The organism is Gemmatimonadota bacterium (assembly GCA_026706845.1).
In the GTDB taxonomy this organism is placed as follows: Bacteria; Latescibacterota; UBA2968; order UBA2968; family UBA2968; genus VXRD01.
Genome location: JAPOXY010000243.1, coordinates 1 through 13,657 on the forward strand (window position 1 = coordinate 1; position 13,657 = coordinate 13,657).

At 52.1% G+C, this 13,657-nt stretch carries 10 protein-coding genes; all 10 read right to left on the minus strand.

Features of this window, described 5'->3' with window-relative positions; genetic code table 11:
• The coding region (locus tag OXG87_21570; protein MCY3872146.1) for a hypothetical protein at nt 1-360 on the minus strand (360 nt) is incomplete at its 3' end.
• Nucleotides 361-2,496 (minus strand): redoxin domain-containing protein, encoded by a 2,136-nt coding sequence (locus OXG87_21575; GenBank protein ID MCY3872147.1) that lies wholly within the window; start codon nt 2,494-2,496, stop codon nt 361-363.
• 34 nt (nt 2,497-2,530) lie between these two features.
• Entirely contained in the window at nt 2,531-4,705 is a 2,175-nt protein-coding gene (locus OXG87_21580) for a tetratricopeptide repeat protein (GenBank protein ID MCY3872148.1), read from the minus strand.
• 134 nt (nt 4,706-4,839) lie between these two features.
• Complete coding sequence (locus OXG87_21585) at nt 4,840-5,799, minus strand: hypothetical protein (GenBank protein MCY3872149.1); 960 nt, start codon at nt 5,797-5,799, stop codon at nt 4,840-4,842.
• A gap of 24 nt (nt 5,800-5,823) precedes the next feature.
• Complete coding sequence (locus OXG87_21590; protein ID MCY3872150.1) at nt 5,824-7,128, minus strand: hypothetical protein; 1,305 nt, start codon at nt 7,126-7,128, stop codon at nt 5,824-5,826.
• 21 nt (nt 7,129-7,149) lie between these two features.
• Complete coding sequence (locus tag OXG87_21595; protein MCY3872151.1) at nt 7,150-8,748, minus strand: CRTAC1 family protein; 1,599 nt, start codon at nt 8,746-8,748, stop codon at nt 7,150-7,152.
• A 46-nt stretch (nt 8,749-8,794) separates the two neighbouring features.
• Nucleotides 8,795-10,279 carry a tetratricopeptide repeat protein gene (locus OXG87_21600; GenBank protein MCY3872152.1) on the minus strand — a complete coding sequence of 495 codons (1,485 nt, stop codon included), beginning with the start codon at nt 10,277-10,279 and terminating at the stop codon, nt 8,795-8,797.
• A gap of 14 nt (nt 10,280-10,293) precedes the next feature.
• Nucleotides 10,294-12,249: a hypothetical protein gene (locus OXG87_21605; GenBank protein ID MCY3872153.1), complete on the minus strand. Its 1,956-nt coding sequence runs from the start codon at nt 12,247-12,249 to the stop codon at nt 10,294-10,296.
• On the minus strand, nt 12,249-13,154 hold the full coding sequence (locus OXG87_21610; GenBank protein MCY3872154.1) for a hypothetical protein: 906 nt from the start codon (nt 13,152-13,154) through the stop codon (nt 12,249-12,251). Before OXG87_21610 ends, OXG87_21605 begins: the two co-directional genes overlap by 1 nt.
• A 25-nt stretch (nt 13,155-13,179) precedes the next feature.
• A partial coding sequence (locus OXG87_21615) for a tetratricopeptide repeat protein (protein ID MCY3872155.1) occupies nt 13,180-13,657 on the minus strand: 478 nt, incomplete at its 5' end.

Below are 13,657 nucleotides of genomic sequence, written 5' to 3' on the forward strand. Positions count from 1 at the left end.
GGGTGCCAACCCACTGTCCGGCGTGGCAAAATAACATGGTGCTGCAAGAATCCCCGCCAAACACCCCGGCAGGCCGTCCCCCGCCGGAATCACCGCGCTGGCCAACCCCATCGTCAACGCCACCAGCAAATCCGAACGCCCGAACGCCCACCCGGGTTTCCGCGCTTTGAGCACCGGATTCACAATCAGAGCACACAGTACAAAGGGCACAAATAGGGCCAGCGCAAAATTGCTCATGTTCAACCGGGAGGCCCGCACAATAAACTCAGAATAGGTAGCCCAAACGCTCACCAGCACCACAAAAAACGATCCCAGTACCACCGCACGAACCTTAAACCGACCGTCTCGCACCTGCCCCATTTATTTCACCTCAACGCCCCTCAACGCCTCAATTCGCCAGCCAAATTCCTCCTCCAATTCTTTTGTCCATCCCCGCTTCAGAAATGCAATCTGACCCTCTCGATTGAGAAACCAGGTTGTGGGAAAGCCCTGAATCCCCGCCTTATTCACATATCCGTCATCGAGCAAAACCGGAAAAGTATAACCCTTTTCCTCCATCCACGGGGGTATCGAATCGGGATTGCGATCATTATTAATCGTCAAAATTGCCACATCCGGGTCATCCTTGTAATGCTCGTACAAATTCTGAAACTCCGGCATCTCTTTCACACACCAGCTACACCATATCCCCCAGAAATTGATCGCCACGATCTTACCCTTCAGAGAAGTTAGTGATACTTGCTTACCCTGTAATGTCTTCAAATTGAACGCAAGAGCGGGTTCTGGAGCCTCAATCCGGGCAGACAGGACCTCCTGTTTTCTCGTTTCTCGATCTGATGCTATTAAAGGCTTTAAATAACTTTCGTACCCATCCAAACTCCCGTGTCGCTTCAAATAAAGTGACTTTAGAGCCTGATCATTGGGATTTTTACCCGACGATGGGATGGCTATACCCATTTTGTAAAATACCTCGGCCTGATCTGGGTTGTCCATCGCCTCGTACACCTGACCCAAATGGTAAAGCGTGCCCTCCTCTTTGGGATCCAGTTCATAAGCGCGCATCAATTCTCGCTCGGCATCTTCCAAACGCCCTTCCTGAAAAAATACCCAGCCGAGGGCATCGGCCATCAAACCGGTCATCCCATTTATGGCCTGTTGATACTCTTCCTCTGAATCGAAGTAATTCCTCTGGCTTTTTAGTTTTTCCCGTCCCGCCGCAACACCATCCCGAGCAATCTGCTCAGCCTCGCGATAATACGACGTGCGTTCCGCCAGCCTCATCGCACCTCTTGGAAATGTGAGATGCGGGTTGAGGTTCTCATATTTTACCATACCCTGCACCACATCCAGAGTTTCTTCCGCCGATACTGTAGAATCTCCTCCAATGAAAAAGAAAAGGTTCAGATACGCATCTCCCAACAGCCCCTCATTGTGGTGCCGAGGCCGCGCGATAAACGCCCGCAACAGGTCCCGATACGCCTTCTCTTGCTCGGGATCCTGGAAACCCTCTTCACCAGCAGCATCCCCTATCTCACGATAGCGTCGCACCAGCACCCACTCCGCCTCCTCACTTTCACCATAGGAACTGAGGATGCGATCCCCAAACATCTTTGCCTTTTCCACATCTTCCAGTCGGAAATAAAAATCGTGCAATGTCTTCAAAGAAACCACATCTTCTCCTCGCGCATTCACAAACGCATCGGCGTCAGCCTCGATCTCTGCGATTTTCTCTGCTTCAGACTTATTTTTCAGTCGCTCAACCACCCGCCAGAACCGCAGATGCACCCTTGCATCTGTGGGTGCCAGTTGCGCCGCTTTCTGGTATAGTGGATAGGCTTCATCATAACGACGCATCACAGACAGATAATAAGCCGGTCGAAAATAGGCATTTGCATTGCCGGGATCGGCTTTGCGCGCTTCTGCAAACGCCTTCAAACAAGCTTCAAACCTTTCAGTGTTTTTTCCCCTCTCAGAAGTATAGTACAGAGCATTCCCCTTAACAACCAGAAGTCTGGCGGGATTCTCGACCCGCGTTTTATACTCATCTACAAAAGTAATCGCATCCTCTTTATTACTTCCATACAGCACATCTGCTCTTATATTGATGACATCCGCATGGTCGGGCAACATCTCCATGGCTTTTTCACTGGCTAAAAGAGCCTCATCCCTGCGCTCTTTACCAAGTCGATCAAGTGCGCTCGCAAGCGCGACCCAACCCCACGCACTATTTTCAGGAGACGCGACCATCTCTTCAGCGGCAGCAACTGCTTCCTCTTTGTTCTCCGCCGCCATGTGATGGATAAACCATGCGCGCAGATGTAAATTATCCGGAAACCGTTCGACCAGCTTTTTCCCCTCGACATATCCATCTTTATGATTCCGTGCCATTCGCAGAGATCTCAATCTCGCAATCGCCTCTTCTGCTGTATCTTGCCCTTGAATGGGAATTGGACACAAACAAAGAAACAGCAGATACAGGACCCATCGATTCATCATAATACACCTCCTGTGAAAGAGCGTCCGTTCCATCTTACTCTCCCTTTCCCAAAACAAATACGGCACTCTTGGAGACAGTACCTCCACCATTCAGATCTGTCACTCTCACTTCAATCTGGTGGACTCCCATATCCAACTTCTCTGTCTCGAGCTCGAAATAGATCCGCTCAAAAGCCTCGTTCCCAGTCCGGTCATAGCTCACCACCACCTCCGGTTCCCCGGCCGAGAGCAGTCTGCGAAATCCTGAAAATACTGCGCCAAACACCCCCAATCGCGTGCGTAAATCCTGACGGATAGCATAGCTGACGCGATACTTCGTCTGTCCGAACCGATCCTTCTGTAAGTTGTAGATCTCATAGTACACATAGACTCCCTGATCGTCCCGGTAGCTTCGGCTCGGCATCGGAATCACCCACACGTTTCCCTTCTGAAACTTCTTTCCCTGCGGTGTCTCCGAAATAGACCATGCCAGTTCCAGATCGCTGATGCCCAGAGAATCCCTATAAGCTGGCACCGTCACTACCTGTTGGTAGATACCCCACTTGCCAGAGACTTGATCGATCAACTGCACGGCCATGCGATAGGTTCCCGATGGCACTTCCAGCGTGGCGACATCAGGCAAGAAGGTGCCTTGTTTAAGGGACGATGATGCCGCCCAGGCGAATGGAAGCACCTCTACATTTCGGTGTGCGACTTCGCCAGTACTATCGGTAAACACGACTGTTCGTTCCACCTGGATTTGCGACAGTTGCCCAACCTGCTGGACGGCCATCTGTTCGGGTGCAATGCCGTAATAAACCTCCACCTCGGTATTTTCTGCCTCGCCGCGAAAAGTCGCCAGGTCGTAATAAAACGCCAGCGGTTCTACCCCTGGAGGCAGGGTGTAGCGTTCTGGCATTGCCGAAGATACGACCTGCAGGACATTGGCTGGATTCAATTCTGCCAACCGGGTCATTAAATCAATCGGAAGATTTGCAGAAAGGGGAGGTGGCGCGAATGCCCATTGTCCGTTCAACATCTGATCCGTAAACACAAACTCAATGCCACCACCTACCTGCGTATAAACCCACGATTCCCAATGTACTGTCGGTTCCTCCGCAACGTAAACATCATCTACCCTTTCACGCGCTGACCGATCCAGAGGGAAAACCGGCTCTATCAACGCTCTGCCGTGTGCAATTTCCCCTGGTATGGGCAGGGCGTCAGATTCTTTGTAAATGGTAAAAGCATTTCGCTCTTTAATAGCCTGTACCGCTACACTGGGAGGTGGGTTGGTCCGACCAGACCGGGACCTGTAGTTCGGCGCGCCATATCGGATATAAACCTCTCCGCGCTTATCCCAGGGCTGTACCTTGCTGGCAAAATACGTACGCGCATACCACACCCTCCTATAGTGTTCCACTCGCCGTGCTCTTCCCGTTGAAATGAGCGTTGGATCCCGCTTGAGCCAGAATTGATCTAAAAACACCTCTCGTTCCCACTCAGACAAAGACCTGTAGGCCGCCAACTCCTCTGGAAACGCCACCAGTGACAGGTCCTCATACAACGCCTGATTGCTATCTGGAAGCATCCAAAAAAAGATCCGAAACAGGCCCAGTGCCTGATCCGCTTCCCCCTGAGCTGCATACGCCTGGGCAGCCAATGGCAGAAGACGCGCCTCATCTGGATGTAATTCCATCGCGGGTACAGCCACATCCAGAGCTTGTCCATAGAGTTGCTGCTCAATATAAGTCAACGCCAGCCTATAGGGACCTTCCGGATCCTCGGGACGGAGCAAAATATAGCGTTTAAAAAGCTCGATTCTCCGCTGCTGTTCGTCGCTGTTGGCGTCCCATCCCTCAAACCAGTCTGCATACCAATTTCCCAACGCCAAATAGGCTGGTGCGTATGTAGAATCGGCCTGGATGACCTCTTCTAATGCCTTTCCAGCATCGAAATTACCCATCTTGAGGTACAACCGGGCGATGTTCATCCGAACTTCAAAAAATGTGGGATCGGCTCCCAATGCGCGGCGAAAATAAAACAGTGCCTTCTCCGGCTGTTTGGGGCGTCTCGTATAGACCAGTCCCAGGCCGTTGAACGCCCTGGATGCCGTTGTACCCTGGATGCCTTTTCGGAACGCCTTATCTGCCCGGTCTAAATCCCCCGCATCCAAATAGGCATACCCCAACCGCACCCAGGCTTCGCGGTCCCCAGGAGATGCCTGCACCATTCTCTCTAAGACCCTCAAGGAGTCCTGTTCCTGAGCCAAAGCGACAATGGGCAGTATAACAAAAAGAGCACACAGATAAACGTTTCTAAAACCCCTGTACCGCGATTTCAACACTATCCTTCACTTCCCTTCTACTCGGTTTGCCTCGGCGACCAGCGGGGCGCAGCAACTTCCATATCCACAGAAACTTCATGCAAATCTGTACCATCGGCATCCATCATCATCAACCTGTGTTCCAAGCCACCCTGTCTCTCAAGAGTTCGCCGCACTTCAAAAGCAATTCTTTGACCGTCGGGCGACCAGGTAGGAGAAAAAAAAGCCTCCGTAGAACTCGCACCCCGGGTCAACCGTCGCACCACAGTCCCATCGGAATTCATAGTATAAATCTCGCATTCCGGAAACTGATCCCGCACAGGTGGTTGATGCCGGTTTGACGCAAATGCAATGCGCGTTCCATCAGGCGACCAGGCCGGATGAATATTCTGAACACCATTAAAATCCGTAAGCCTGATCCGGTTAGCACCATCTGCATCCATGATCAAAATATCGATATTTTGCCCTTGACGCGATTGAAAGGCAATCCTGCGCCCATCAGGTGACCAGGTCGGTGCTTCATCACTACTGGGAGAATTTGTAAGATTTTGCAATCCTGTCCCATCGAGGTTGACCGTATAGATATCCCATCTATCCCTATTATCCTGCCTCGCCTGAAAAGCGATCTTTCCACCATCGGGAGACCAGACTGGACCGAGATCGGGACCGGGCAAATCAACCACCTTCTGTATGTCCCTATCCTCCAGGTTAAAAATATAAATAGCGAAATTTCCCTGTGCATCCCGGTTTGACGCAAATGCAATGCGTCGCGCATTCGGAGACCAGGAGGGATTGGTACAGCCCCCCGCCTCGCTCGTAAGCCTCATCAACCCTTTGCCATCGGGACGTATCACAAAAATTTGGAATGTCCTGAAATCTCCCGGTCCCACAAACGCAATGCGGCCTTCAACAGTTGAATAATCAGAATCCAGAAGATCGGGGCCAGCACAATGAAGCAGAGGAAAAAACAGAAGATACAATATCCACTGATGCCTCATAGCACACCTCCTGCGCAATTGATGCTATGCTGGCGCGCCATATACCAGAATCTTCCGCCGGTCGTAAATCAATACTTCATCTCTTCCATCCCCATCTATGTCCAACACCATCGCGCCATATCCGATCCCATAATCATAAGCCCGAAATCCCCGAATGCGCTGTCTGGTCTGTTTGAAATCCTCTCGAAAGGGAAATTCCATCACCCGGTTGCCGTCTCCATCCATCAGAAACGGCCAATAAAGATGTGTATCTTCCGGTTCGCTATCATAAGGCACATCTTCTTGTTGCTTCTTTAAAGCCGGGGTATAAATCACCAGATCCAGTCCGTCATCCCGCCAGCCGCGCACAGCATGTTGGGCGTATCCCACACCGGCTTTTTGCCACAGTGCCTGTCCATCGGGCGTATAACACGTCATCCCAATCCACTTTTCATTCAAAATCATCGTCTGTCCATCTATATCACTGCGAAAACGTCCCACCGTCGTATTCTGCGAATGCTCGTGCGGGCGTCTCCAGATCACCTCGCCCTGCGTATTCGCCACAAAAAAATCCCTGCTACCCGAATACGCAATCTCAATCTCGCCATCCCCATTGAGATCCACCGGATTGATATTGTCCGCATGCTCTTTCGTGGCATTTTCCACCGGAATCGACCACAACAAAGCCCCATCGCTATCCACCAGATTATAACCGATCAACATCTCGTCACACCCATCGCCATCCACATCGATCAACACTGGCGCATGCCCCGCCCCGTGATAATGCGGCGTCATCCACAATTCCGACAAATCGCTATCCAGAACATAAGTCGGATTGCCGTATTCATAAGGCGGATAAGCACCATCATTGACCTTCACTACGAGTTGCTGCCGCGTCGGATCGCCCCTCAAATTCCCGGCCTTCACCTGGGAAAAATTATCTGCTGGCAACTTCTTCTTTGCCTGCACCTCGCCCGTTTCCCCGTCAAAAACCGTCAACACATCCCACACAATCGAAATCACCTCCACCTTCCCATCGCCATCCACATCAGCGGTAAGAAAATCATTGCCTCCATGCGAGCAGTACGGATCTGCCCCTCGATGCGGCTCGCCCACCTGCCACAGCTGATTGCCCTCCTGGTCAATCGCCGTAATGCAGAACAAATGCCGTTCCTCATCCGTATTCCATCCCCGCTCGATGTAGAGATCCGACTTCAACTGCCCCGGACTCTGCCGCAACAAAAACTCCAGCTTTCCATCGCCATTCACATCCGCCACAACCATCTGTCCACCAACACCTTCCACATCCAGTTCCCACAGCAACCGCGCATCTCTCTGTACATCACCCATAGTAGCCTCCTTCTAAATACATCAATTCTCTTCCACAACCACAACGCGATCCACCCCAACATCTTCCAACACCTGCACGCGCCCACTCACCCAGCGCACCTCAATTCGATCCACGCGACGCGCATTGCCCAGCCCAAAATGCAGCCGCAAATCGCTCGCCGACAAATAGCTCGACTGACTCCGAACCTCGCGCACCTGAATCTTTCCCCCCGCGCTCACATGCACCACTGTACCAATCCCATCCCTATTTGAAAACCCCTGCCTCGTCTCCTGCATACCCCCCACCAGTTTTACAATGATCCAGCGTCCCGAGTTCTCAAATTCATTGCGAAACACCCGCGCACGCTGTCCTGAATGCAGTACCACCAGATCCAGATCGCCATCCTCATCCAGATCGCCAATCGCCGACCCGCGACTCACCCCTGGCATCTCAACGCCCGCATTGACCACCTCAAATCGCCCATCCACATTGCGAAATATTTGATCCGCCTGTAAATAGGACTCAGCCCTGGAAAACGCCTGTACATTTGGGAAAATATGCCCATTTGCCACAAACAGATCCAGATCACCATCATTGTCATAATCAAAAAAATGAGTGCCAAATCCCAGAGGCAGCAAAGACACACCGGCAATTCCGGTTGACACACTTCCCTCCATAAAAAATCCGCCCCCCGCACGCTGATAAATTGCATTGGTCTCGTAGGAAAAATTCGTCACAAAAATATCTGATCGTCCGTCCCCATCTACATCCCCCACATCAACCCCCATCCCCGCCTGCGTCCGACCCTGCGCATTAAACGCCACACCCGCCTCTATACCCACCTCCTCAAACCGTCCCCCCACATTGCGGTACAAAAAATTCGGCGTCGTATCATTCGCCACATAGAGATCGGTATCCCCATCCCCATCGTAATCCAGACTCACCACCCCAAGCCCTTTGCCCGAAGAATCTGCCACACCCGCCTCAAAAGACACATCTGTAAATAGTCCATTCCCCTCATTATGATAAAGCAAATCCGGCGCCCCCTCAAAATAGCCCGGATCGCAATACGTGCGAACACCCACCCGCTCGCAATTAGGCTCGGTTTTCACATCATACGTCAAATAGCGCACCACATACAGATCCAGATCGCCATCCCCATCCGCGTCAAAAAAGGTGGCACCAGCAGACCACCCACCGCCATCCACACCCGCCTTCTTTTCAGCAAAACCACCACGCCCATCGTTCTGATACAGCACATTGGCATCGTAACCCGTCGTATAAAGATCGAGATCGCCATCATTGTCATAATCCCCGATCGTACACCCCATCCCATACCCAACACCAGGCGCACCCGGCACAGCAGAAAAACGAAACACGCCATCGTTTCGGTAAAGCGCGTTCTCGCCACCCGTCTGCCCGTGTTCTCCATTGACAAAATACAGATCCAGATCGCCGTCCCCATCCGCATCAAATACCGCACAGCCCGACCCCATAGTCTCCAAATAATGCCAATTTCCCCGCGCGCCAGTCCGATGCACAAACGATATACCAGACGCTTCTGCAACCTCCACAAATTGCTCTGCAGCAACAGAACTCGAACCTAAAAGCAAAAAAAGAATGCCGATAATTCTAATCACTAATACTCCCATCCAATTGCGAAAGTATAGGCGCACCCATCTGTGTCTATCTGCGTATATTTGCGGATGCTTTTGCCGCCATTGCCTCTGCCTCTGCTTTCCGCCCTACCCGACCGTAGAGAACCGACAACTGGAGATACAACTCGCGCGGATCTTCCGCCCCCCCAATCACCTGATCGTACAACGCCCTTGCCGCGTCCATATCTCCCGCCACCGCATGTGCCACACCCAATCGCACCAACAATCCCGCAGAATACGCAACCTGATCTGCCCTCGTCTCATAGGTCGAGATACACTTATTCAAATGTCCCGTCTTCGCCTGTGCCTGGCTAATCTGATCGTAAATATAGAACGCGGCATAGGCAATAGGATCCATAGCCACAATCCGTTCGTATCCCTCCACCACATCGCGCGACAACCCATCGGCACACAAAAACATATCTGTCCTGTGTCTCAAAGCCTCGTCAGATACCATGCCTCCTTCACCCAGCGCAAAAGCCGCATCATAAGACCGCCGCGCTCGCTCTACATCTCCCAACGCCTGATAGGACTGTCCCAGAGCCAGATACACCACGGGGACCTCCGGACTAAACCGCCACGGCAAATCTGGATCTTCAACCAGAGCGACCGCTTGCTGATAAACCTCTATTGCCTTATCGTGATGCCCCAGCCTCACAAACCTGTCTCCGAAATCCAGCAAATCGGCTACCTTATCAAAGCGCGCAGGCAACACATACTGATCTCGAACCGCGTGCCGATGGCGCTCGTCAAAAAACTTAAACGTCTCCCACGCGTGCCGCGCCGATAGTGAATCGCCCGATATCTGATAAGCCTGTGCCAATCCATAATGACCTTTGGGATCTTCAAAATCAATTTTTGTCGCCCGTTTGTACGCAGATATAGCAGACGCATACTTGCCGTGCATCATCATGAGTTGTCCGATCTCTAAATGCGCCTCTTTGCGATCCGAAAACATGTGGACGGCCTTTTGAAATGCCTCCAGCGCCTCGTCGTGACGCGCTTGCCTGACCAGCGCAAGACCATATCCGTAAACCGCCAGATCGTCCGTCGGGTCTCGCTCCAAAACAGCCTGAAACGCCTCTTCCGCATCGGAATACGCCCCCGCCAATTCGGCCACAAATCCCAGATTTCGATAAAACATTGTCGCATCGGGTTTTAGCGCGATCGCCTGTCTAAATTCTTCAATCGCAGGGCTGTAATTGCGCTGAAAAAAATACACCACCCCGAGATCGTTGTGCGCTCCTGCATCCACTATTTTCAGATGAATGGCCCGCCGCAAATTCTCCCCAGCCTCTTGCAAATCGCCCTGCCGCGTCACAATTTGAAGCCATCCCAAAAATCGGTACGCATCTGCCGCTGTCTGATCGGCTGCGATCACATCCTCGCACCGCACCATTGCCCCGTAATAATTGCCCTTGATAATATCGACCAGCACCGAGTCCACCTGTGATGGCTCAACCTTTGAGACAAATAGCATCCACACCATTAGCCAAAAACCAAATCTTTTCAAAATCACCAACCTCCTCAATACAAATGAATCCAGTGTCCCCGCCCCATAAACCACAACACATCCACCGCAAACGACACGCCGACCCCCAGCGAATACCCCGAAAGCAATCCCGTAAACAATGGGCGATACCGCCGATAAAGCGTCACACCACCAATTTTCACAATCAAAAACTTACACGCCCAGGCAATAAAAATAGACCACGTCGCTTTCGTAGCGCGACCACTTCCACCCACTGCAAATCCAATCGGATGCAACGGCCACCAGGGCAAGCGGTATCTCAACACCGTCAACAGCGTCATGCCCACCACACCAACCCCAAAAAACATCAGACGAGAAGACGCTGGCCCCTGAGGGCTTTGCATCATGCTCACAGCCCGCGTAAACACGCTATCGCGGCCATAGCGAAAGGGAAACCCCCCAAAATTATACGCGCCCTGTTCATAGCCCCATCCCAGGCTCAAATAAATACACAGAGGAATACCCACCAACAGCGCCAGTCCCATACTCTTGCCCAGCCGCCTCTGATCGGTACCGGCCAGATCACCCATCTTCGCACTATTGGCCAGAGACGACATAAACATACCCTTCCCGTGAAAAAACAGCCCCTCTGTAAATGCCAGCGTCGTAATCGTACCCCCCGCCATAGATGCCGACCCCAAAACATTGGTCACCAATGTCTGCGGACTCACCCCCCATGCCAGATAGAGCAAACCACTCTCACACACCACCTTTGCCAACCCCAAACACACCCCGTAGAGCGCGAGCAAAAACAGAACGCCGATGTACCACTCAATTCCTGCCATACACAGCCATAGCAAACAAAATCCCGACCCCAGAATCACCCCCACTACGGCTGTGCGATAAGACACCATTTCACCCGAATCATCCACTCCGTACTTCGTATTGATCGCTTTTCTCACCACATCCCGCAGATGATGCCGCGCCGTCCACAATGCCCACCAGACCAGCGCGAACAATGCCCCCAGATTTTCCCATGCACTCGCCGCACCCGTACCCGGACCTAAATCCAGACCAATGCGGTTGAAAATCCCGTTCTGTGCCCAATAAACCAGATAAAAAAACCAGAGGCTAAACAACACATCCAGATTGGCAAAATAACCAAACCCGATAATGTACAAATTGACCCGGTTGGTCATCGCGGGGAACCCGTCGATAAATACCAGATCTTTGCGCCCAAAAAAGTTGATACGGGGCCAGGCATCCCAGAAATACCACACAAAATTCCATGCCAAAAGTCCAAAACCCAAAACAAACCCAATCCAGAACAGCTTATTCCGCATCAGACCAGACAATATTCCCCCAACGCCGTCATCTTCAATCAGATCGGACACCGGTGAAATCAGGGGATAAACCAGACGCTCGTTTTCCACCCACTGCTTTCTCAGCATCACCGCCATACACAGCAACACAAACGTCAGCACCCCAATCAAACACATCCACCAGAATAACGGCATAATCCAGGCCGACCAGGGCACTGAGCCTGAGGGCAACCCCTCAAAAAACCACTGCATGGCGTCGAGCTCATTCGAAGGCGCCAACCACGAAGGAATAGTCGGATGCAACAGGGCTTCCCATTGATTCTCTGGCGAGGCAAAATAATAAGGCGCAGCCAGCACCCCCAGAAAAAATCCCAAAAGACCGCTACCGGGGATATGCGCCCCAATCAATCCCATTGCGGCAACAGTCAAAAGCTCTGAACGCGAGAGCATATACCCCGGATAAATCCATTTCAAAAGCGGGTTCAAGCCCAAAACCACAACCACAAACCACATAAAAAAACCCACCGGGAAGTGACTCACGTTCATAGAAGACGACCGCGCCACCGGTTCGGAAAATGTAATCACTGCGACCTCTGCACAGACCAGCACCAGGCCCAGCAACACGGCGCGGGCGGTCACGCCCCGGCCGGCAGACTGAATCGCAGCAGATGTATCAAAAGCCAGACTCATTATTCTTTCTCCAGCTTATCCAGTTTCCGGCTAAAAACCAATTCAATCTCTGCTTTGATATCATCAATAGGCTTTGGATCGCCTGCCATACGCACCTGAGGCAATCCCAGACCGATCTTCATATTGTGGGAAAGCACAAGCCCGCGGTCGATATCAATCTCCCATTCCGCACTCCCCGATCCCTTGCCGTCAATCACCAGCGACAACACCTCAATGTGAAACCAGATTCGGTAATGTACCTCGCGCTCCTCCTCAATCTCCACCACCCGATGCCCTTTTTGCTTTTTAATTTTTTTCAGCTTATACGCACTGGTAAACTGCACAAGTGACGGCTCTAACCCGGCATCGAAATCATAAAACGGCACCTCAATGCGCTGCTCGCCCTCCCAGGTATCCCCGACCGACACCGCCTGATCGGGCAGCACGGGCGCGAGACCGGGCATCCAGACTTGCCGCAAGTCCGTAATCATATCCTTGCGTTTGGCCTTAAAAGCTGGAAAATCGGGCCCAAACGCACCCACCTCTCCCCCGGGTGCAATCCTCCAGGCAAACGAAAGGGCGTTCAACAAATCCAGAGTATAGGGAAATTGCTCATAAGTCAACCGCTCACCAGTCAATATGGCCTGGCTCCCGGCCTTATCTACGCTGGCAGTCACTTTCACGCTATCGCCCCCTTCAACCACCATTTCTCGGCTCCGCCATTCCCCATACCCCTGCATAGTAAACGAGCCTTCTCTCAAAATCATCTCGGCCTTATCGCTAAAATAGTCCAGGCGATACTTGTTTTTATAGCGCGCGATTCGCCCTTCGGGATACTGCAACTTCACCACCACCTGATCCATAGCACAAACCTCCCCCACCACCATAATCCCTATCGCACATAGAATCCATCTCAAGACCTTCATAGCATCCTCCTTCCTGACGCCTTCTCTATCCTCCTGGCCTCTCCCTTCTATCCCGAATCAACACTTCCAACGCCCGCACAGCATTCGCATCTCTCGCGATTTGCCTGTACCCATCCAACGCCGCCTCTGCATCCTCCTCACGCCCAGCCTCTGCACAGACCAGTGCCAGATTGTAATAAGGTACAGCGTAATCGGGGTCGGACTCAATGGCTTTCTGGTACCAGTAAATTGCCACATCCAGAGAATCCCGAAGCGTATATGTATCCCCCAGATCGGTATAATCCCGGGCTGTGCCGGGTCGCGTTCTAAACCCGTTCCGAATATCTGTTTCCCACAACTCGCAGGCGTGATGCAGAGGTGCAACCAGGGTCGAATCCCTTGCCGCTGCTTCCCGCCACATTTTTACGGCCTCTGAGAATTGCTTGTTCCTGATAAACACGGTACCAAGTCCCGCATAAGCATCTGGCATTTCGGGCCCGATCTTCAGTGCATGTCGAAATGCC

Coding starts and splice junctions, on each gene's coding strand:
- OXG87_21575 (MCY3872147.1), bottom strand. CDS start 2,496: ATGATGAATCGATGGGTCCTGTATCTGCTGTTTCTTTGTTTGTGTCCA.
- OXG87_21585 (MCY3872149.1), bottom strand. CDS start 5,799: ATGAGGCATCAGTGGATATTGTATCTTCTGTTTTTTCCTCTGCTTCAT.
- OXG87_21590 (MCY3872150.1), bottom strand. CDS start 7,128: ATGGGTGATGTACAGAGAGATGCGCGGTTGCTGTGGGAACTGGATGTG.
- OXG87_21605 (MCY3872153.1), bottom strand. CDS start 12,249: ATGAGTCTGGCTTTTGATACATCTGCTGCGATTCAGTCTGCCGGCCGG.
- OXG87_21610 (MCY3872154.1), bottom strand. CDS start 13,154: ATGAAGGTCTTGAGATGGATTCTATGTGCGATAGGGATTATGGTGGTG.